Annotated in this window: 18 protein-coding genes; 10 read left to right on the top strand and 8 right to left on the bottom strand. The window is 63.2% G+C overall.

Going from position 1 to position 22403, the window contains the following annotated elements:
- The first annotated feature begins 58 nt into the window (after positions 1–58).
- From AC19YX_RS22165 to AC19YX_RS22120, 10 genes are all read left to right on the top strand, one after another.
- On the top strand, positions 59–1927 hold the full coding sequence (locus AC19YX_RS22165; RefSeq protein ID WP_201131448.1) for an extracellular solute-binding protein: 1869 nt from the start codon (positions 59–61) through the stop codon (positions 1925–1927).
- The gene (locus AC19YX_RS22160) at positions 1927–2988 is read left to right on the top strand and encodes a microcin C ABC transporter permease YejB (RefSeq protein WP_078468822.1); all 1062 of its coding nucleotides are present in this window, start codon (positions 1927–1929) and stop codon (positions 2986–2988) included. Before AC19YX_RS22165 ends, AC19YX_RS22160 begins: the two co-directional genes overlap by 1 nt.
- Positions 2988–4010: an ABC transporter permease gene (locus tag AC19YX_RS22155; protein WP_078468821.1), complete on the top strand. Its 1023-nt coding sequence runs from the start codon at positions 2988–2990 to the stop codon at positions 4008–4010. Before AC19YX_RS22160 ends, AC19YX_RS22155 begins: the two co-directional genes overlap by 1 nt.
- 66 nt (positions 4011–4076) lie before the next feature.
- Positions 4077–5651, top strand: coding sequence for an ABC transporter ATP-binding protein (locus AC19YX_RS22150; protein ID WP_500607021.1), 1575 nt, complete (start codon positions 4077–4079; stop codon positions 5649–5651).
- A gap of 112 nt (positions 5652–5763) precedes the next feature.
- Positions 5764–7182, top strand: a complete 1419-nt coding sequence (locus AC19YX_RS22145) for a sigma-54 interaction domain-containing protein (RefSeq protein WP_078468819.1) — start codon at positions 5764–5766, stop codon at positions 7180–7182.
- Positions 7183–7512: 330 nt separating this feature from the next.
- Complete coding sequence (locus tag AC19YX_RS22140; protein ID WP_020295169.1) at positions 7513–8904, top strand: GntP family permease; 1392 nt, start codon at positions 7513–7515, stop codon at positions 8902–8904.
- Between the two features lie 7 nt (positions 8905–8911).
- Positions 8912–9685, top strand: coding sequence for a 3-hydroxybutyrate dehydrogenase (gene hbdH / locus AC19YX_RS22135; protein WP_078468817.1), 774 nt, complete (start codon positions 8912–8914; stop codon positions 9683–9685).
- A gap of 201 nt (positions 9686–9886) precedes the next feature.
- Positions 9887–11842, top strand: coding sequence for an acetoacetate--CoA ligase (locus AC19YX_RS22130; protein ID WP_500607020.1), 1956 nt, complete (start codon positions 9887–9889; stop codon positions 11840–11842).
- A gap of 290 nt (positions 11843–12132) precedes the next feature.
- The gene (locus AC19YX_RS22125; protein WP_201131450.1) at positions 12133–14670 is read left to right on the top strand and encodes a PAS domain-containing hybrid sensor histidine kinase/response regulator; all 2538 of its coding nucleotides are present in this window, start codon (positions 12133–12135) and stop codon (positions 14668–14670) included.
- 52 nt (positions 14671–14722) lie between these two features.
- Positions 14723–14998: a peptidylprolyl isomerase gene (locus AC19YX_RS22120; RefSeq protein ID WP_008369722.1), complete on the top strand. Its 276-nt coding sequence runs from the start codon at positions 14723–14725 to the stop codon at positions 14996–14998.
- 53 nt (positions 14999–15051) lie between these two features.
- Here the strand turns inward: AC19YX_RS22120 and AC19YX_RS22115 are convergent, their stop codons facing one another.
- From AC19YX_RS22115 to AC19YX_RS22080, 8 genes are all read right to left on the bottom strand, one after another.
- Positions 15052–15960, bottom strand: coding sequence for a sugar kinase (locus AC19YX_RS22115; RefSeq protein WP_500607019.1), 909 nt, complete (start codon positions 15958–15960; stop codon positions 15052–15054).
- Positions 15961–16027: 67 nt separating this feature from the next.
- Entirely contained in the window at positions 16028–17245 is a 1218-nt protein-coding gene (locus AC19YX_RS22110) for an amino acid deaminase (protein WP_500607018.1), read from the bottom strand.
- A gap of 47 nt (positions 17246–17292) precedes the next feature.
- Positions 17293–18057: an IclR family transcriptional regulator gene (locus AC19YX_RS22105; protein ID WP_078468812.1), complete on the bottom strand. Its 765-nt coding sequence runs from the start codon at positions 18055–18057 to the stop codon at positions 17293–17295.
- Positions 18058–18123: 66 nt separating this feature from the next.
- The gene (locus AC19YX_RS22100) at positions 18124–18510 is read right to left on the bottom strand and encodes a RidA family protein (RefSeq protein WP_500607017.1); all 387 of its coding nucleotides are present in this window, start codon (positions 18508–18510) and stop codon (positions 18124–18126) included.
- 33 nt (positions 18511–18543) lie between these two features.
- A complete protein-coding gene (locus AC19YX_RS22095) occupies positions 18544–19341 on the bottom strand; it encodes an amino acid ABC transporter ATP-binding protein (RefSeq protein WP_500607016.1) in 798 nt (265 codons plus the stop codon).
- The gene (locus tag AC19YX_RS22090; protein ID WP_078468810.1) at positions 19338–20000 is read right to left on the bottom strand and encodes an amino acid ABC transporter permease; all 663 of its coding nucleotides are present in this window, start codon (positions 19998–20000) and stop codon (positions 19338–19340) included. The genes AC19YX_RS22095 and AC19YX_RS22090 overlap by 4 nt, the downstream gene beginning before the upstream one ends.
- Positions 20001–20009: 9 nt before the next feature.
- Positions 20010–20672, bottom strand: a complete 663-nt coding sequence (locus AC19YX_RS22085) for an amino acid ABC transporter permease (protein ID WP_201131455.1) — start codon at positions 20670–20672, stop codon at positions 20010–20012.
- Positions 20673–20850: 178 nt separating this feature from the next.
- On the bottom strand, positions 20851–21699 hold the full coding sequence (locus AC19YX_RS22080; protein ID WP_043228526.1) for a transporter substrate-binding protein: 849 nt from the start codon (positions 21697–21699) through the stop codon (positions 20851–20853).
- Positions 21700–22403 lie beyond the last annotated feature (704 nt).

Genomic DNA, 22403 nt, shown 5'->3' with positions numbered 1-22403 from the left:
CGAGGCGCCGCTAGCGTACAAATCATGCTCTTCGATCACCCGGCTCGTAAGGCTGACAATGCGACTGTTTTTCCCCACCGTGATGTTCACCGCCCTGACGCTGATGCTGGGCGCCGCAGGTGCCAGTGCCGCACCGCAACACGCCCTGACCGTCTACGGCGAACCGGCCAAGTACCCCGAAGGCTTCAGCCACTTCGCCTACGCCAATCCGCAAGCCCCCAAGGGTGGCAGCATGCGCCGCTCGGCGCTGGAAATCGGCCGTTTCGACCATGTCCTGCCTTATATAGACAAAGGCATCGGCGTGTCCCAGCTCGACGGGATGGTCTATTCGCCCTTGGCCCAGCGCTCGCTGGATGAGCCCTACACCGTATATGGCCTGGTGGCCGAGAAGATGGAGCGCGCCGAAGATGGCTTGTGGCTGCGTTTCTACCTCAACCCCAAGGCGCGCTTCGCCGACAACACGCCGATCACCGCCGAAGACGTGCGCTACAGCTACGACCTGCTGATGACCCAGGGCAGCCTGCGCTACCGCACCCAGTTCGAGGATGTCAAAAACGTCGAAGTGGAATCGCCGCGAGTGATCCGCTTCGACTTCAAGAGCAACGAAAACCGCACCCTGCCCCTGGATATCGCGACCCTGCCGGTGTTCCCCGAACACTGGTGGAAGAGTCGCGACTTCGCCAACGGCGGCGGCTATGACGCGCCCCTGGGCAGCGGCCCGTATCGGGTCGACAAGGTCGACTCCGGGCGCAGCATCACCTTCGTCCGCAACCCAGACTGGTGGGGCAAGGACCTGCCGGTGAGCCGCGGCCTGTACAATTTCGACCGCTTCAGCGTCGAATACTTCGGCGACATCGACGTCGCGCGCCAGGTCCTGCGCGGCGGCGCCTACGACTACAACCGCGAATTCTCTGCCACCGGCTATTCCGTCGGCTACGAAAGCCCGCCCCTGAGCGACGGCCGCCTGCAAAAGGCCCACCTCGCAAAATCGGCGCCACAAATAGCCCAGGGCTATGTGTTCAACCTGGACAAACCGATGTTCCAGGACCGCCGCGTACGCCAGGCCCTGGCCATGCTCTGGGACTACGAATGGAGCAACCGGCAGATGATGCGCAACATGTACATCCGCCAGCAGAGTTTCTTCTCCAACACCGCGCTCGCTGCCCGCAGCCTGCCGGACGCCGAAGAACTGAAAATCCTCGAGCCCCTACGCGGGCAGATCCCCGATGAAGTCTTCACCCAGGTCTTCGAGGCGCCCAAGACCGATGGCAGCGGAGTGATCCGCGACAAGCAGCTGCAAGCCCTGGCCCTGCTCGAACAGGCGGGGTGGAAGGCCGAAGGCGACACCCTGGTCAACGCCGACGGCGAGCCCCTGAGCTTCACTTTCCTCATCACCCAGAACTCCATCGAACGCCTGCTGCTGCCCTACAAACGCAACCTGGCGCAGATCGGCATCACCTTGAACATCCGCCGCATCGACCCTTCGCAATACGTCAACCGCCTGATGGCCCGCGACTACGACATGATCGTCACCGGCTACCCAGTGACCACGTCGCCGGGCATGGAGCTGTTCAACTATTTCGGCTCCGCAGCGGCCAAGGACGCCGGCTCCAACAACTACATGGTGCTCAAGAATCCGGCCGTCGACACCCTGGTCAATGGCCTGGTGAAAGCCACCAGCCAGCCGGAGATGCTGCGCTACGCCCATGCCCTAGATCGGGTGCTGCAGTGGAACTACTACTGGATCCCCAACTACTACCCGCCAGGAACCTCCACCGTGTGGTGGAACCGTTTCGGCATCCCGGCAGTGCCCGCCAGCAATGACGAAGCCATCGAAAGCTGGTGGGAAGTCAGCAGCACCGCACTGACCAATGAACAGATGGCCGCCGAGCTGATCCGCCGTGGCAAATCCGGAGGGCGACACTGATGCTGGGCTACATTCTGCGGCGCCTGCTGCTGATCATTCCGACCCTGCTGATCATCCTCCTGGTGAATTTCGTCATCATCCAGGCCGCGCCCGGCGGCCCGGTGGAACAGGCCATCGCGCGCATGCAGGGGATTGGCGGCGGTGGCAGCGTCGGCGGTTCCGGCGACATGAGCAGCGGCAGCTCCCGGGCCAGCCGCGGCCTCGACCCGAAACTGATCCAGGACATCGAGAAGCAATACGGCTTCGACAAACCGGCCCACGAACGCCTGTGGCTGATGCTCAAGAACTACGCGCACCTGGATTTCGGCAAGAGCTTCTTCCGTGGCGCCACGGTCACTGACCTGATCCTGGAAAAAATGCCGGTGACCATCTCCCTCGGCCTCTGGGCGACCCTGATCACCTACCTGGTGTCGATCCCCCTGGGGATTCGCAAGGCGGTGCACCACGGCAGCCATTTCGACATCTGGAGCAGCACCGCGATCATCATCGGCTATGCGATGCCGGCGTTCCTGTTCGCCATGTTCCTGATCGTGCTGTTCGCCGGCGGCACCTCGCTGAACTGGTTCCCGGTGCGTGGCCTGGTCTCGGACAACTTCGAACAGCTGAGCACCCTGGGCAAGGTCGCCGACTACTTCTGGCACCTGGTGCTGCCGGTGACGTCCCTGGTGATCGGCGGTTTCGCCACCCTGACCATCCTCACCAAGAACTCATTCCTCAACGAAATCACCCGCCAGTACGTGGTCACCGCCCGGGCCAAGGGCCTGAGCGAACGCCGGGTGCTGTACGGCCATGTGTTCCGCAACGCCATGCTGCTGGTGGTCTCGGGCATTCCCCAGGCCTTTATCAGCGTGTTCTTCGCCGGCTCGTTGCTGATCGAGGTGATCTTCTCCCTCGATGGCCTGGGACGCATGAGCTACGAGGCGGCGGTGTCCCGTGATTACCCGGTGGTGTTCGGCTCGCTATTTATCTTCACCCTCTTCGGCCTGCTGATAAAACTCATCGGCGACCTGTGCTACACCCTGGTCGACCCGCGTATCGACTTCGCCGCGAGGAACGCCTGATGCTCACGCTTTCTCCTTTGGCGCGCCGGCGCTTCGACCGTTTCAAGAAAAACCGCCGTGGCTGGTGGTCGCTGTGGCTGTTTATCGGCCTGTTTATCCTGACCCTGGGCGGCGAGCTGATCGCCAATGACAAGCCGCTGGTGGTCAGCTACCAGGGCTCGTTGTACTTCCCCGCGTTCAAGCGCTACACCGAGCAGGAATTCGGCGGCCAGTTGCCGTTCCAGGCCGACTACCGCAGTGACTACGTGCAGCAACTGATCCGCAAGGATGGCGGCTGGATGCTGTTCCCGCCGATCCCGTTCAGTGAAGACACGCCCAACTACGACCTGACCCAGCCGGCCCCGAGCCCGCCAAGCAAGGTCAACTGGCTGGGCACCGACGACCAGTCTCGCGATGTGCTGGCGCGGGTGATTTATGGCGCGCGGGTGTCGATCCTGTTCGCCCTGGCCCTGACGGCCATCAGCGCCCTGATCGGTATCGCCGCCGGAGCCCTGCAAGGCTATTACGGGGGCTGGGTCGACCTGCTGGGCCAGCGTTTGCTGGAGGTCTGGTCGGGGCTGCCGGTGCTGTACCTGCTGATCATCCTCTCGGGGTTCGTCGAGCCCAATTTCTGGTGGCTGCTGGGGATCATGGCGCTGTTCTCCTGGCTGGCCCTGGTCGACGTGGTGCGCGCCGAGTTCCTGCGCGGGCGCAACCTGGAGTACGTCAAGGCCGCGCGGGCCCTGGGCCTGACCGATCGCAAGGTGATCGTGCGGCACATCCTGCCCAACGCCATGAACGCCACCTTGAGCTACCTGCCCTTTATTCTGACCGGCGCCATTTCCACTCTCACCGCCCTGGACTTCCTCGGCTTCGGCATGCCCGCCGGCAGCGCGTCCCTGGGCGAGCTGATCGGCCAGGGCAAGCAGAACCTGCAAGCGCCATGGCTGGGGCTGACGGCGTTTTTCACCCTGGCGCTGATTCTGTCGCTGCTGGTGTTTATCGGCGAGGCGTTGCGCGATGCCTTTGATCCCCGATCTTGATCCACGATCTTGATCCACGATCTTGATCCCCGATCGTGATCCACGTTTATGAAGCGGACTGTAGCAATGACTGACAACCTGATCGAAATCCGCCACCTGAATGTCGCCTTCGGCGAGCAGACGGTGGTCCGCGACCTGAGCCTGGACATCCGCCCCGGTGAGTGCCTGGCCCTGGTCGGCGAGTCCGGCTCGGGCAAGTCGGTGACCGCCCACTCGATCCTGCAACTGCTGCCGCAGACCGGTTGCAGCAGCTCCGGCAGCGTGCGTTATCGGGGCCAGGAGCTGCTGGGCGCCGAGCCCGCCACCCTGCAAAAGCTGCGAGGCAATCGCATTGCGATGATCTTCCAGGAGCCCATGACCTCCCTCAACCCGCTGCACAGCATCGAGAAACAGATCGGCGAAACCCTGCTGCTGCACAAGGGCCTGGGAGGCAAACAGGCCCAGGCGCGAATCCTCGAACTGCTGGAGCTGGTGGGCATTCAAAAACCCCAGGAACGGCTCAAGGCCTACCCGCACCAGCTTTCCGGCGGCCAGCGCCAGCGGGTGATGATCGCCATGGCCCTGGCCTGCGAGCCGGAACTGCTGATCGCCGACGAACCCACCACCGCCCTCGATGTGACGGTGCAGCGCAAGATCCTGCTGCTGCTCAAATCCCTGCAACAGCGCCTGGGCATGTCCCTGCTGCTGATCAGCCACGACCTCAACCTGGTGCGACGCATCGCCCAGCGGGTGTGCGTGATGAAGGCAGGGGAAATCGTCGAACAGGCCGACTGCGAAACCCTGTTCAGCGCGCCGACTCATCCTTACAGCTGCGAGTTGCTCAACGCCGAACCTGAGGGCGAAGCGCTGTGCCTCGATGCTCGGGAAACGGTGCTGGACGTGGACAACCTGAGGGTCGACTTCCAGATCGGTGGCGGCCTGCTGCGCCGCAAGCACTACCTGCGGGCGGTGGATGGCATCAGCCTTAGCGTGCAGCAAGGCAAGACCCTGGGGATTGTCGGCGAGTCGGGCTCGGGCAAATCGACCCTGGGCCAGGCGATTTTGCGGCTGCTGGACTCCCAGGGTGGCATTCGCTTCCAGGGCCAGGCGCTGGATGGCCTGACCCAGAAACAACTGCGGCCGTGGCGCAAGCAGATGCAGGTGGTGTTCCAGGACCCCTTCGGCAGCCTGAGCCCACGGATGTCGGTGGCGCAGATCATCAGCGAAGGGCTGGAGGTGCACAGCCAGTCGACCGCCAGGCAATGCGAAGCGCAGGTGATCCAGGTGCTGCAGGAGGTCGGCCTGGACCCCGCCAGCCGCCATCGCTACCCCCACGAGTTTTCCGGCGGCCAGCGCCAGCGCATTGCCATCGCCCGCGCCCTGGTATTGAAACCGGCGCTGATCCTGCTCGACGAACCGACCTCGGCCCTGGACCGCACGGTGCAAAAGCAAGTGGTGGCGCTGCTGCGCCACTTGCAGGAAAAACACGGCCTGACCTACCTCTTTATCAGCCACGACCTGGCCGTGGTCCGCGCCCTGGCCCACGACATGATCGTGATCAAGGACGGCAGAGTCGTCGAACAAGGCCCCAGCCACGAGGTGTTCGAAGCTCCCCAGCACCCGTACACCCAGGAACTGCTGGCTGCTGCGCAGCCCGGATAATTGCCCCACAACTACAAGAGGGTTGCTGTAACCGCTGCCGAGGCACGAGGCAGCGACTACAGGGTTTGAATCATCGGGCATAATCCCGGGCGCACATTTTCTGGATGCCAGCATGAACGACAGCGAAAACCTCAAGGATTATCAGCGGGTGCGCCAATTGGCGATCCGTTCGCTGTTCGAGATCATCGAGCAGTCCAGCGAGGGCACGGTGATTGTCGACCGCGACGCCAATATCGTGTGGATGAACGAGCGTTATGCCCGGCGCTTTGGCCTGGAATCAGCCGCCTTCGCCATCGGCAAGGCCTGCGAAAGCGTGATCCCCGGAAGCCTGTTGCGGGAGGTGGTGCGCACCGGGCGCCCGATCCTGCTGGACATGCAAGACACCCCCAAGGAGCCGCTGGTGGTGATGCGCCTGCCGATCCACGACGCCGCCGGCAGCGTGATCGGCGCCATCGGCTTTGCCCTGTTCGATGAGCTGCGCAGCCTGTCGCCCATGCTCAAGCGCTACCTGAGCATGCAGGAAGAGCTGGCCTCGACCCGCTCCCTGCTGCGCTCGCGGCAGACCAAGTACAACTTCGCCCACTTCATCGGCACCAGCGCCGCCAGCCTTGAGGTCAAGCGCCGCGCCCGGCGCAGCGCCAGCGCCGACTCCCCGGTGTTGCTGCTGGGTGAAACCGGCACCGGCAAAGAACTGCTGGCCCAGGCCATCCACGCTGCCTCGCCGCGAGCGCACAAGGCCTTTGTCAGCATCAACAGCGCCGCCATCCCCGAAGCCCTGCTGGAAGCGGAGTTCTTCGGCACCGCTCCCGGAGCCTTCACCGGCGCCGACCGCAAGGGCCGCTCCGGCAAATTGCAGATCGCCCAGGGCGGCACCCTGTTCCTCGATGAAATCGGCGACATGCCCCTGCCCCTGCAAAGCAAGCTGCTGCGGGTGTTGCAGGAAAAGGAATTCGAACCGGTGGGCTCCAATGAGGTGATCCAGAGTGATGTGCGGATCATCGCCGCCACCTCCACCGACCTCGAGGCCGCCATCAAGCGTGGCGAATTTCGCGCCGACCTCTATTACCGGCTCAATGTGCTGCCGATCCAGGTGCCCGCCCTGCGCGAGCGTCTGGACGATCTGCCGGCCCTGAGCGAAGGCATTCTCGAAGAACTGCGCAGCCAGCATGAACTGGACCGCGAGGCGCTAGCCCTGCTGGGTCAGCATGGCTGGCCGGGCAATATTCGCGAGTTGCGCAATGTGCTGGAACGGGCGGCGCTGCTGAGCGACAAACTGATGCTCAATGCCGGGGATATTCGAGCGGCCATCGGCAACTTCAGCCCGCTGCCACGGGATGCCGTCCCGCAGATGATCGAGGCGCAACCCCAGGAAACCTTTGCCGCCGCCCGGGAACGGTTCGATCGGCAACTGATCAGCAACACCCTGGCGCAATGCGCCGGCAAGGTGGATGAAGCGGCCCGGCGCCTGGGGTTGGGACGCTCGACCTTGTACAAAAAGATGGCAGCGCTGGGAATTGCCGAGTCTCAATAACGAGACAAAAGTCCCGATCAAGAGACAAACGCCCTTGTGGCGAGGGAGCTTGCTCCCGCTGGGCCGCCCCGCGGCCCCAAACCCCGCCATCGCGGTCTTTCTGATGACCCGCTGGTCTGGGGAGTGCTGCGCACTGGAGCGCCAGCCCGGTCCAGCGGGAGCAAGCTCCCTCGCCACACTGTCTCTAACCAGAGACCAGCTCAGGCTTCATCGCCGAAAATTATAAAAATATCCTTATGTTTCAACATGTTATGTAAATGGCACAGTTCTCGCTATACGCCTCTCCACACGCAACACCCCACAAAAATAACAACTCTGGAGAGACACACCATGAGTGTGATCATTGCCCTGGCAGCCCTGGCGCTGCTGATGCTGGCTGCCTACCGTGGCTACAGCGTCATCCTGTTTGCCCCCATTGCCGCCCTCGGTGCGGTGCTGCTGACCGACCCGTCCGCCGTGGCGCCCGCCTTTACCGGGGTGTTCATGGAGAAGATGGTCGGCTTTATCAAACTCTACTTCCCGGTGTTTCTGCTGGGCGCGGTGTTCGGCAAGCTGATCGAGCTGTCGGGCTTTTCCCGCTCCATCGTCGCGGCAGCCATCCGCCTCCTGGGCACCCGCCAGGCCATGCTGGTGATCGTGCTGGTGTGCGCCCTGCTGACCTACGGCGGCGTTTCGCTGTTTGTGGTGGTATTTGCGGTCTACCCGTTCGCCGCCGAGATGTTCCGCCAGAGCAACATCCCCAAGCGCCTGATCCCGGCCACCATCGCCCTGGGCGCGTTTTCCTTCACCATGGACGCCCTGCCCGGCACGCCGCAGATCCAGAACATCATCCCCAGCACCTTCTTCAACACCACCGCCTGGGCCGCGCCGTGGCTGGGGGTGATCGGCACCATCTTCGTGTTCTGCGCCGGCATGCTGTTCCTCCAGCGCCAGCGCAACAAGGCGCAGAAAGCCGGTGAAGGCTACGGCACCGAACTGCGCAACGAGCCGGAAACCGCCGAAGACATCCAACTGCCCAACCCCTGGATCGCCCTCTCGCCGCTGTTGATGGTGGGCATCATGAACCTGCTGTTCACCCACTGGATCCCGCTGTGGTACGGCAAGACCCACAGCCTGGCGCTGCCGGGCATGACCGCGCCGGTGACCACCGAGATCGCCAAGCTCACGGCAATCTGGGCGGTGCAGGCCGCCTTGTTGATCGGCATCCTGATGGTGCTGGCGTTCGGTTTTTCGGCGATTCGCAGCAAACTGGCCGAAGGCAGCAAAAGCGCAGTCAGCGGCGCGCTGCTGGCGGCCATGAACACCGCTTCGGAATACGGTTTTGGCGCAGTGATCGCCTCCCTGCCGGGTTTCCTGGTGCTGGCGGACTGGCTGAAAAGCATCCCCAACCCCCTGGTCAACGAAGCCATCACCGTGACCCTGCTGGCCGGCATCACCGGTTCGGCCTCGGGTGGCATGAGCATCGCTCTGGCGGCCATGTCCGAGAGCTTTATCAGCGCGGCCCACGCCGCCAACATCCCGCTGGAAGTGCTGCACCGGGTGGCCGCCATGGCCAGCGGCGGTATGGACACCCTGCCCCACAACGGCGCAGTGATCACCCTGCTGGCGGTGACCGGGCTGACCCACCGCGAAGCCTACAAAGACATTTTCTGCATTACGCTGATCAAGACGCTGGCGGTGTTTGTCGTGATCGCCACTTTCTACGCCACAGGCATTGTGTGAGGTATTGATGACCACTCTTTCCGGCAAGACCGCCCTTGTGACCGGCTCCACCAGCGGCATCGGCCTGGGGATTGCCCTGGGCCTGGCCAAGGCCGGGGCCAACCTGATCCTCAACGGCTTCGGCGATGCGTCGAAGGTAATCGCCGAAGTGGCGCAGTTCGGCACCCGGGTCGGGCACCACCCGGCGGACGTCAGCGACCCGGCGCAGATCGCCGAAATGTTCGCCTACGCCGAGCGTGAGTTCGGCGGCGTCGACATCCTGGTCAACAACGCCGGGATCCAGCACGTGGCGGCGGTGGAAGAATTCCCGGTGGAGCGCTGGGACTCGATCATCGCCATCAACCTGTCGTCGGTGTTCCACAGCACGCGCCTGGGGTTGCCGGGGATGCGCGCCAAGGGCTGGGGGCGAATCATCAACATTGCCTCGGTGCACGGCCAGGTGGGTTCGGTGGGCAAGGCCGCCTATGTCGCGGCCAAGCACGGGGTGATCGGCCTGACCAAGGTGGTGGGCCTGGAAACCGCCACCAGCAACGTCACCTGCAACGCCATCTGCCCCGGCTGGGTGCTGACGCCACTGGTGCAAAAACAGATCGACGACCGCGCGGCCAGCGGCGTCGACCCGCAACAGGCGCAGCATGACCTGCTGGCAGAAAAACAGCCGTCCCTGGAGTTCGTGACCCCGGCTCACCTGGGTGAGTTGGTGCTATTTTTATGCAGCGAAGCCGGCAGCCAGGTACGCGGCGCGGCGTGGAACATCGATGGCGGGTGGCTGGCGCAGTAACGCTGCCTGCGCTCCCTCTTTCTGTGGCGAGGGAGCTTGCTCCCGTTCGGCCGCGCAGCGGTCGCACACCAGACGACCGCGTTTTGTCGTTAAGTCTCGGTTGCCTGGTTTCAGGGCCGCTTCGCGCCCCAGCGGGAGCAAGCTCCCTCGCCACAAACGCGGTACGGCACCACCCCCTATAAGAAGAAACAGAGGCCTTGCATGTCCGACATTCTCTGGCAACCCAGCGCCGAGCGCATCGGCAAGACGCGCATCGACGCCTTTCGCCGCTTTATCAATCAACGCCATGACCTGGCCCTCGACGATTACCCGTCCCTGCACCAGTGGAGCATCGACCAGCGCCAGGACTTCTGGCAGGCGATTGTCGACTTCTTCGAGGTGCGCTTTGAGCACCCGCCCGAGTGCGTACTGCGCGAAGGCCCGCAGATGCCCAGTGCCGAATGGTTTCCCGGGGCCACGCTGAACTTTGCCGAACACCTGCTCAAGCGCCGGGATAACGGGGTCGCCGTGGTGGCGATCAATGAGAACGGGCAACGCGAACAACTGACCTACGCCGAGCTGGCGGCCCATGTCGCCGGCCTGCAACAGAGCCTGCGCGCGGCGGGCGTGGGCCTGGGCGACCGGGTGGCAGCGTGCATGCCCAACACTTGGCAGACCCTGGTCGGCATGCTGGCCACCACCAGCCTCGGGGCGATCTGGTCCTGCTCTTCGCCGGACTTCGGCACCCAGGGGGTGATCGACCGCTTTGGCCAGATCGAACCCAAGGTGCTGATCACCTGCGCCGGTTACCGCTACGCCGGCAAGGACATCGACCAGAGCGCCAAACTCAACGAAATCCTCGAACGCCTGCCGTCCCTGCAACAGCTGATCATCGTGCCCTACGCGCGCCCCGAAGCCCGGGTCGAAGACTTCCAGACCCCGGCCAAGGTCGCGCTGTGGGACACCTTCTACCGCCCCGGTGGCACGCCTGAATTCGTCGCCGTGCCTTTCGCCCATCCGCTGTACATCCTCTATTCCAGCGGCACCACCGGCGTGCCCAAGTGCATCGTCCACAGCACCGGCGGCGTGCTCCTGCAACACGCCAAGGAGCACGGCCTGAACACCGACCTCGGCCCCGGCGACGTGCTGTTCTACTACACCACCTGCGGCTGGATGATGTGGAACTGGCTGGTCTCGGCCCTGGCGGTGGGCGCAAGCCTGGTGCTGTATGACGGCTCGCCGTTCCACCCCGGCCCCGAGCACCTGCTGGACCTGGTCGACCAGGAAGCCATCAGTGTTTTCGGCACCAGCCCCAAATACCTCGCAGCCCTGGAAAAGGCCGGCCTGCAACCGCGCCTCAGCCATGACCTGGGCAGCCTCAAGACCCTGCTCTGCACCGGCTCGCCGCTGTCGCCGCAAAGCTACGACTTCGTGTACCGCGAACTGAAACAGGAGCTGTGCCTGGCCTCGATGTCGGGCGGCACCGATATCGTTTCCTGCTTTGTCATCGGCAACCCGTTGCAGCCGGTGCGCCGTGGCGAGATGCAAGGCAAGAGCCTGGGCATGGCCATCGAAGTGTGGAATGACCAGGGCCGGCCGGTGATCGGCGAAAAGGGCGAGCTGGTCTGCACCCGCCACTTCCCGGCCATGCCCATCGGCCTGTGGAACGACCCGCAGCAGGAAAAACTGCGGGCCTCGTATTTCAGCCAGTTCCCCGGGGTCTGGGCCCAGGGCGACTACGCTGAGCAACTGGCCCACGGCAGCTGGCTGATTCATGGTCGCTCGGACGCGGTGCTCAACCCCGGTGGCGTGCGCATCGGCACGGCGGAGATCTACCGCCAAGTGGAAAAAGTGCAGCAGGTCAGCGAAAGCCTGGCCATCGGCCAACAGTGGGACGGCGACGTGCGCGTGGTGCTGTTTGTGCGTCTGCAAGACGGTGCGCAGCTCGATGCAGCGCTGCAAGAGCAGATCCGCCAGGTGATCCGCGCCAACACCACCCCGCGCCATGTACCGGCGAAGATCCTCCAGGTCAGCGACATCCCGCGCACCATCAGCGGCAAGATCGTCGAGTTGGCCGTGCGCAACGTGGTGCACGGCATGCCGGTGAAAAACACCGATGCCCTGGCCAACCCCGAGGCCCTGGAGCAGTTTCGCGACCGCGCGGAACTGGCCACCTGACCTCTGGCGCCCATCGATAACCGCCGGGCCAGAGAGGTGTATCACCTCCTGGCCCGAGCCGCCTGAACCCGCACAAAAAACGCTTTCTGCCGGTGTCGTCATCCCGCGCAACCTGTCTAGACTGGTCATCCGAGGCAAAAACGAGTGAAATACGCCTCTCACCGGCACCGAGCCCCTTCGTTTGAATAGAAATTCCCAAGCATGGGACTTTTTGAAGTGCCAGCCGTCTACTGCTTGCATGCCTCTGCTGACACGGCTCTAGAATCAAGCTTCACCCCAGGATCCCTGACATGAACGTCTCCCCCAATGCCCGCGAAGCCGAAACCCTGATTGCTCGGCTGGACTGGACCACCACCCCCCTGGGGGCAGCCGGCCAATGGCCGCAAAGCCTGCGCACCGCAGTGGACATCGTGATCCACTCGCCGATGCCGATGATGCTGCTGTGGGGCGAACAACTGACGCAAATCTACAACGACGGCTTTGCCCTGCTGGCGGGCAACAAGCACCCCCAGGCCTTCGGCAAACCGGTGGACCTGGCCTGGCCGGAGCTCAAGGAGTTCACCGCGCCCATCTACAGCGCCGTACTCAAGGGCCAGGTGCGCAGCTTCAATGAACAACGCTTTACCCTGCAAAACGGCGGTCGCGAGTCCGACCTGTGGCTCGACCTGACCTACAGCCCGATCCGCGACGAGCGCGGCGAAGTGGCCGGGGTGCTGATCACCGCCATCGAAACCAGCGAACGCCGGCGCATCGCCCTCGAACTCAAGCAGCGCTCCGAGGCCAGCCTCAAGGCCCAGCACGAAACCGAAGAGCGCCTGCAACTGGCCCTGGCCGCCACCGACGCGGTGGGCACCTGGGACTGGAACATCGGCGACGACCGCTTTATCGCCGATGCGCACTTCGCCCAGTTGCACAGCATCGATCCGTTGCAGGCCGGGCAATTGCCCATCAGCGACTACCTCAACGGCGTGCACCCCGAAGACCGCGGCATGGTGGCGCGCAGCATCAAGCACTGCATCACCCACGGCACCGAATACGCCGAGGAATACCGCCTGCAACTGGCCGACGGTCAGGTGCGCTGGGTGTTTGCCCGGGGCCGTTGCTACAAGGACCACCACGGTCGGCCGACGCGTTTTCTCGGTGCCGCCCTGGACCTTACCGAACGCAAACAGATGGAACAGGCGCTGCGCCAGAGCCAGACCGAGCTGCAGTTGATCATCAACGCCATGCCGGTGCTGATCGGCTACGTCGACCGCGACGAACGCTTTCGCCTGAACAACAGCGCCTACCTCGACTGGTACGGCCTGACCCCGCAAGAGCTGTACGGCAAGAGCATCCGCGAGGTGATCGGCGACGAGATCTACGCCACCCGCGTCGAGCAGATCAGCGCCGCGCTCACGGGCACCCCGTGCAGCTTCGAGGCCGACTCGCCTCATCGCGACGGCCGCCCACGGCATGCACTAATGAAATACCTGCCGCGTTACAGCGCCGACGGGGCGATCAACGGGTTTTATATTTTCGTGATCGACGAGACCGAGCGCCGGCAAACCGAAGAGGCCCTGCGCAACCTCAACGAGACCCTTGAAGAGCGGGTCAACGAACGCACCCAGGCCCTGGCCACCGCCAACCAGCGCTTGCAGAGCGAGATGTTCGAACGCGAGCGCGCCGAAGAAGCGTTGCGCCACGCGCAGAAGATGGAAGCCGTGGGTCAGCTCACCGGCGGCATCGCCCATGACTTCAACAATATGCTGACCGGCATCATCGGCAGCCTCGACCTGATGCAGCGCTATATCGACAACGGCCGCAGCGCCGAGATCGGCCGTTTTACCGAAGCCGCGGTGTCCTCGGCCAAGCGCGCCGCCGCCCTCACCCATCGCTTGCTGGCGTTCTCCCGGCGCCAGTCCCTGGACCGCCAGCCCCTGGACCCGAACCAGCTGGTGCAGTCACTGCAAGAGCTGTTCAACCACACCAAGGGCGAGCACATCGAGCTCAAGCTGGCGCTGGGCGAGGGTGTGTGGCCGGTCAACACCGATGCCAGCCAGCTGGAAAACGCCCTGCTGAACCTGGTGATCAACGCCCGCGACGCCATGCCCCACGGCGGCGAGCTGCTGATCGAAACCGCCAACAGCTACCTCGACGGCAGCGACATCCGCACCCTGGAGCCGGTCAAGGCCGGCGACTACGTGATGCTCGGCGTCAGCGACAACGGTGCGGGCATGAGCCCGCGCGTGCTGGCCAAGGCTTTCGATCCGTTTTTCACCACCAAACCCATTGGTCAGGGCACGGGCCTGGGGCTGTCGATGATCTATGGCTTTGCCCAGCAGTCGGGCGGCCACGTGACCATCACCAGCGAACCCAACCAGGGCACCAGCGTGCGCCTGTACCTGCCTCGGCTGTATGCCGCCCCCGAGGAAAAACCGGTAACCGACGGCAACGGCGAGGCCCCCTGCGCCATGGCCGGCGAAACCGTGGTGGTGGTCGAGGACGACCCGGCAGTGCGCATGCTGGTACTCAATGTGCTTGGGGAACTGGGCTACACCGCGTTCGAGGCCGAAGACGCCAAGAGCGCGCTGCCGCTGCTGGAGTCGCCGATCCGCGTTGACCTGCTGGTGACCGACGTCGGCCTGCCGGGGATGAATGGCCGCCAGTTGGCGGAGATCGCGCGGCAACAGCGGCCGCAGCTCAAGGTGCTGTTTATGACCGGTTACGCGGAAAAGGCTGCCGAGCGCCAGGGCTTTCTCGAAGCCGGCATGGACCTGATGGCCAAGCCGTTTTCCATCGACGACCTGGCCCAGAAGATTCGCCAGATGATCAGTCAGCCCGGTTGATTTCAGGCATAATCCGCGGCCGCCGTCCGCACCGTTCCAAGGTAACTGCCCGATGAAAGCCCAAGCCCGCCATATCCTGGTGAAAACTGCCGAAGAGGCCGAGCAACTCAAGCAACGCATCGCCAAGGGCGAAGCCTTCGATGTGCTGGCCAAGAAGTTCTCCACCTGCCCCTCCGGCAAACGCGGCGGCGACCTGGGCGAAGTACGGCCTGGGCAGATGGTCGGCGCCATTGACCAGGTCATCTTCAAAAAGCCCCTGCGCACCGTGCACGGCCCCATCAAAAGCAAATTCGGCTACCACCTGGTGCAAGTCTTCTACCGCGACTGACCCCTGTAGCCCCTGCAAACCTGTAGCCGCTGCCGAAGGCTGCGGCTACAAGGTTAATTTCGCGGGATCAGGGCGCCGGGGAACTGGATGACCTGGCTGGCCAGGCGGTGTCCGGCCTCTGCGGCGTCGACCGGGCTGCCGCCTAAGAGGCGCCTGGCCAGGTACGCGGCGCTAAAGGAATCCCCTGCTGCCGTGGTGTCCACAACCTTTTCCACCCGCTGCCCTGGCACCTCGAAAGATTCCCCGGCGCAGCGGATCAGGCAAGGTTCGGCGCCGCGCTTGAGCACCACTTCCGCACAATCGGCGTACGCCGCAAACACCTCCGCACTGTCGGCAAACCCAAACAACGCCTGCTCGTCATCCAGGGTCAACAGCGCCAGGTCCACGTGCTGCAACACCCCACGGTACGCCGCCCGGGCCTGCTCGACCGACGCCCATAACCGCGGCCGGTAGTTGTTGTCGAAGACAATCCACGCCCCCCGCTGACGCGCCTCGATCAATACCTCCAGCAACTTCTCGCGCCCAACCGGCCCCAGCACCGCCAGGGTGATGCCACTGAAATACAGCACGTCATAGCCCGGCAACGCCGCAAGAATCGGCGCCGCCGCCGGGGTGGTGAAGCAATCGCGTACCGCCGCCTCATTGCGCCAATACAAAAAGCGTCGCTCGCCCTGGGCATCGGTCTGGATGCAGTACAGGCCGGGCAAGCGCCCAGGCAGGCGCTGCACCCGCTCCAGGCCAATACCCTCGGCAGCCCAACTGCGGCACATGGCCTCGCTGAAACTGTCATCGCCCAGGGCGGTGACGTAATCCACCCGACCCTGACCGTGCAACTCCCGGGACAGGTACACCGCGCTGTTCAAGGTATCGCCGCCAAAGCTCTGTTGCAGGCTGCCGTCGTGGCGTTGTTGCAACTCGATCATGCATTCGCCGATGCAGGCGATGCGGGGGGTTGGGTTCATGCTTGGGACCTCTGCGCCCGAAGTGATAAGGGTGCGCCCCGAGGGAGCGCACCGTTGCCGCCCGCTCCTAGAAGCAGGTATCCAGACTCTCGATCACTCGCAGGCGCTCATCCACCAGCAACCCGGTGCGCCATTTATCGAAGGTCAAACAGGGGTGGGAAGTACCGAAGGAAATGATGTCGCCAATCCGCAGCTCCACCCCCGGCGCCACAGTGAGAAACGCATGCTGATCCATCACCGCCGTGACCTTGCATGCCCCCACATCATCCCCGGCGCTGGCCTCGGCCCCGGCGCGATAACGCCGCAGTGGCACCGGCAAGCCGGCGTCATAAGCTACATCGCGTTTGCCCAGGGCCACCACGGCAAAGCCCGGCTCCGGCAGCGACTGCACATGGGCCCAGACCTCCATGGCCGGGCGCAGGCCTTCCTCCAGGTCACTGCGCCGATCCAGCACGCAGCACTGCGCGTCTTTATAGATGCCGTGGTCATGGGCCACATAACTGCCCGGGCGCAGCACACTGAGGAAACGCCCCTTGGCGTTGTGGGTCTCGAAGGATTCGGCAATCAGGTCGTACCAGGCCGAACCCGAGGCGGTGATGATCGGCCGCTCGATGGCGAACAATCCGTCGTTGTGCAGGTCCACCGCCAGGCGCACCAGCGAATCCGCGAACTGGCGAATGCCACTGATGGCCTGATCGCCATGGATCACCCCTTCATAACCTTCGATACCGCACAGGGCCAGGGCCGGCTGCGCCTTGATCGCCCGGGCCAGATCCAGCACCTCCTGCTCGCTGCGGCAGCCGCAACGCCCGCCGACCACGCCGTACTCGATCATCACCTGGAGCCGGACCCCGCGCTGGGCGAAAAACGCCCCCAGGTCGGCCACGCTGTCCGGGTGATCCACCATGCAATAAAAGTCGAAATCCGGGTCCGTCAGCAGCTCGGCGATCAGCGCCATGTTCGGCGCGCCTACCAGCTGGTTAGCCATCAACACCCGGCGCACGCCATGGGCGTAGGCGGCACGGGTCTGGGTGGCGGTGGCCAGGGTGATGCCCCAGGCGCCGGCTTCCAGCTGACGCTGGAACAAGCCCGGCATCATGCTGGTCTTGCCATGGGGCGCGAGCTCGGCGCCGCTGTCGCTGACGAACTTCTGCATCCAGCGGATGTTGTGCTCCAGCGCCTCGCGGTGCAGCACCAGGGCCGGCAGGCTGACGTCCTGCAACAGACTCGCGCCCTTGGCAGCGGCACCCTTTTCCACCAGCGGCAGATCAAAAACGGAAGACATGTTGGCACTCCTTACTCAAGGCGGCTGCGCACAGCCGCAGGACAGCATTAATCGTTGATACGCCGGGCCAGACGGTTGGCGCTGTCGATCAGCACCCGGCGGTATTCCTGGTAATGGGTCTGGGCGTCGGCCCGCGGCGCGACGATGCACAACGTACAGATGCACACCCCGCGCTCATCCCGTACCGGCGCGGCAAAGCAGTGGGTGAAGGTGTCGGCCACGCTGTCGAAGGAAAAGAACCCCTCCTCGGTGGCCTGGCGGATTTGCTGGAGGAACGTCTCCAGGGGCAGACGTTCACCGTCGGGGAGGATGAAGTCCCGCTCATCGATCAGATCGACAATCTGCGCATCGCTCAAATGCCCCAGCAGCAGCCGCCCGGACGCGGTCCAGGGAATCGGCGCGTTCTCGCCGATGTCCGAGGAAATACGGAAATGCCGCTCGCCCTCCTTCATCAGCGCCACGGTGTATTTGCGCCCATTGAGCAGGCACATCTGCGCGGTTTCACGGGTCTGGCTGACGATTTCCTGCAAGGCTTGATCGGCCTCGCGGCTCAGGTCGAAATGGCGCAAATGGGCCTGGCCGAGAAAGTACAACTGGCGGCCCAGGTACACATGCCCATCCTTGCCCACCGGTTCCAGAATCCGCCGCTCCAGCAAGGACGCCACCAGCTCGTAGACCGTGGACTTGGGGCTGCCGATGCCGTTGGCGATATCGTTGGGGCGCAACGGCTGGCCGATCTCCTTGAGGAAATCAAGAATATCGAACGCCCGATCCAGGCCCTTGGCCCGGCGCTTGATGGTGTCTTCAGTCATCTATCTGGCATTCCCCTGGAAATTGGTCGCTCACTCTATCCTCACTTGCGGCGTGGGGCAGAGCACTTAGCGCCTCTTGTAAGCAACGCAATCAATCTCGACCTTGCAATCCACCATCATATTGGCCTGCACGCAGGCCCGGGCCGGTGCATGTTCGGGCTTGAAATACTCGCCAAACACCTTGTTGAAACTCCAGAAATCCCGCGGATCCTCCAGCCACACGCCAACCCGCACCACGTCCTCCAGGCCATACCCGGCCTCCTCCAGGATCGCCACCAGGTTGCGCATGGTCTGCCGGGTTTGCTCGACGATCCCGCCGGTGATGATCTCACCGTCCAGGGCCGGCACCTGCCCCGACACGTGCAGCCAGCCATCGGCCTCCACGGCGCGGGCGAAAGGACGAGGCTGACCGCCTCCAGCGGTGCTGCCGGTGCCGTAACGAGTAATGCTCATGGGTACTTCTCCTGTTTGAAAGGCAGTTAGAAATCAGAAACGGGTGTTCTTCAAAAACTCCGCCAGGCGCGGCGACTGCGGGCGCTCGAAGAGTTCTTTGGGCGGGCCCTGCTCCTCGATGCGGCCCTGGTTCATAAACACAATCTGGTCCGAAACCTCGAACGCAAAGCGCATTTCGTGGGTCACCAGCAACATGGTCATGCCCTCGTCCGCCAGGCCCTTGATCACGTTCAGCACCTCGGCCACCAACTCCGGGTCCAGGGCCGAGGTCACCTCGTCGAACAGCATCAGGCTCGGGTTCATGGCAATGGCTCGGGCGATGGCCACGCGCTGCTGCTGGCCGCCGGACAACTGCCCGGGAAAGTGATCGCGGCGCTCCAGCAGCCCGACCCGCTCCAGCCATTTTTCCGCGAGGGCCACGGCCTCGTCCTTGGCCAGCTTCTTGACCTTGATCAGGCCCAGGGTCACGTTCTGCAACGCGGTCAGATGAGGGAACAGGTTGAACTGCTGAAAGGCCATCCCGGTCATCGCCCGATGCTGGGCAATCACCTTCTCCGGGTGGCGCAGGCGTTTGCCGTCAACCTCGTGGTAGCCGATGGATTCGCCGTCGAGCAGAATCTGCCCGCCCTGGAATTCCTCCAGCATATTCACGCAGCGCAGCAACGTGGTCTTGCCCGAGCCGCTGGAGCCGATCAGGGTCACCACATTGCCCCGTGGCATCTCCAGGTCGACGCCCTTGAGCACCTGCACCGCGCCGTATTGCTTGTGCAGGTTACGAATGCTCAGCAACGGCTGCTGGCCGGCTGGCTGGGAAACGTGAGCGTGAGTCATGGCAAGGCCACCCGTTTTTCAATGGTCCGGCCGAAGAGTTCGATGCCGTAGTTGATAAGAAAAAACAGCAAACCGGCGAACAGGTAAAACTCCAACGTCATAAAGGTGCGGGCGATGATCTGCTGGGTGCTGAGCAACAACTCGGCGACGCCGATCACCGAGAGCAGGGTCGAGGCCTTGACGATCTCCGTCGAGGAGTTGACCCAGGTCGGCAGAATCTGCCGCAGCGCCTGGGGCAACAGCACGTAGGCCAGCGCCTGTTTGAACGTCAGGCCAATGGCCTGACTCGCCTCCATCTGCCCCCGGGGAATCGCCTGCAACGCACCGCGCACAATCTCCGCCACGTGGGAGCCGCAAAACAGCGTCAGGCCCAGGGCCCCGGCCTCGAACGCACCGATCTGCCAACCCAGGGCCGGCGCCATGTAAAAGCACGCCAGCACCAGCACAAACACCGGCGTGCCGCGGATCAGGTCCACATACAGCCGAAACGGCGCCCGCATCCACCACCGGCCATAGGTCAATACCAACCCGGCCAACACCCCGATCAGGGTGCCGAACAAAATCGCCAGGGCCGAACAGCCGACACTGGTCTGAAACCCCGCCCACAGCGTCTCGCGGGCCAACCACAATTCATGCCACCAACTGGGTGCTTGATACATATCGGGCTCCTAGCGACGGATCGCCAACCGCTGCTCCAGATGGCGCAACAGCAAGGCAATGAAGTAACAGGCCGCCACATACAACGCCGTGGTCACCATCCAGGTTTCAATCACCCGGTAGCTTTCAACGTTGATCTTGCGCGCGTAATAGGTCAGCTCCGGCACGGCGATGGCGGCGGCCAGGGAGGTGTCCTTGAACAGCGAAATAAAGTTGTTGGACAGCGCCGGCAACACATTGCGCAGCATCACCGGCACCGTCACATAGGCCCGTACCTGCCACTCCCCCAGGCCAATGGCCAAACCCGCCTCACGCTGGCCCTTGGGAATACTCAACAGCCCGGCGCGAAACACCTCGGTCAGATACGCCCCCGCGTACAGCGACAAGGTGACGATGAATGACGGCACCTTATCCAGGCGAATCCCCAGGCTCGGCAGGGCGAAATAGATCAACAGAATCAGCACCAGAATCGGCGTATTGCGGATCACCGTCACATACACCGAGGCCAACACCCGCAACGCCCGATGCCTGCTCAACAAGGCAAAGGCCATCATCAGGCCGATCACACAACCGATGGCGATCGACACCAGCGCCAGCTGCAAGCCCAAACCGAGCCCCGCCAGCAAGGTGTCGAAATCGCGCCACACGGCGGCAAAGTTCAACTGATAATTCATGGTCGGCACCACCTTGAGCAGGGCGCTTTCGAGGGGCGCCCCGCTCAGCAATGTGTGTGTTGAAAACGTGGCGAGCGAAAGAAAGACAAGGCGAAAACGGGTGAGCAAGCGGAGTTGACGTCAGTCAATGAGCAGTGCGATCCCGTTTTCAACGCCGTATTTCTGAGCGCAGTCGTTTTCATTTGAATTCGACGGGGAAACCAATTTCGGGCGTTGGCAGATCCACACCGAACCACTGCTTGAACGACGCCGCGTAGGTCGGGAACTCAACCCCGGTCATCGCCTCGTGCAACGTGGTATTGACGAAATTCAACCAGTCCTGATCCCCACGCTTGACCGCGCAGGCATAGGTTTGCGGGCTCCAGGCATAAGCCGGGCTGCGATAACGCCCGGGGTTCTGCACCATCAAATACTTCACCGACGACTGATCGGTGGCCGCCGCATCGGCCCGCCCCGAGTTCACCGCCTGATACATCAAATCGACACTGTCGTACTGATCAACCTTGGCCTTGGGCAACGCCTGGTGCACCAACTCCTCGGCATACACGTTCTGCAACACCGCCACCGTCACCCCATCACCGCCGGCCTTGAGGTCATCGATCTCCTTGTACTTGCTGTTAGCCGGCAACAGCAGCCCCACCCCTTCGCGGTAATACGGCAAGGTAAACGCCACCTGCTGCGCGCGGCTGGCGGTGACCGTAATGAACTGACAGCTCATATCGACCTTATCCGTCAGCAGATTGGGAATCCGCGCATCAGACGACTGCACCACAAACTCCACCTTGCTCGGGTCATTGAACAACCCCTTGGCCACCATCCTGGCGATATCAATATCGAACCCCTGCAACTTCCCGTCCGCCCCCTGGAAGTGCCACGGCGCATTGGTACTGCCCGTCCCGACAATCAAATGCCCACGCTTGAGCACCGAATCCAACTTAACGTCCGCCGCCTGCGCAACCCCCACAGCCCCAGCCAACGACACAGCAAGCAACACACACGCTTTAAACAAGGAAAGTCCGCGATGCATGACAAGCACTCCAAGGATGGTGTTTATTCCGCTATACCGGAATATGGTATGTAACAACGGAATAGACAGCAGGAAGTGTGCCATGGGATGGGAAGGGATGACAGGGGGATGGGGAAATTGAAGGGAATCAAGGGGATGGGGACAGCGCGGGTTTGGGCGTTACAAACGGAGTGAGCGGGAGTGATACGCAAAGGTACGAAAAGTGATTCGGCAGCACACAAAATGGTGCGGCGGGGGAGCCCAAATGCCGATCAGTTACGCTTTAGAGCGAACGAAACATAACCTGTGGTGAGGGAGCTTGCCCCCGTGGGACCGGCCGGCGCTCCGGAGCGTAGCAGTCCCCTTTTTGGGTCCGCTGCGCGGCCCAGCGGGAGCAAGCTCCCTCGCCACAATGACAGTGCTTGCCCTTAACTGACTGGCATTAGTAGGGCCTCATTAATTCCAATAGCTGGCAACAATTCTCAGCACAAAACTGAACAACCCAACGCCCTATAACCTTGCCTGACTCACTGGATCACCCTATAGTCCGACCCGTCGCTGCAAATTCAGCGACCTGACTTGGCCGTCAGCATTCCCGTAGCGCACAGGCGCTCACCATCCGAAAGGCAGCGCTTTTTTTGCGCCTGCACGTTCGTGTTATGGCGACTGTGCGTGGGACACCTTCGGGTGTGCCGGGATGCTTCGGGCCCGGTCGGCCAACCCGC

The organism is Pseudomonas sp. MF09150 (genome assembly GCF_059862355.1).
The sequence above is the reverse complement of the archived record's forward strand: the minus strand, read 5'-3'. Positions and strand labels throughout refer to the sequence as shown.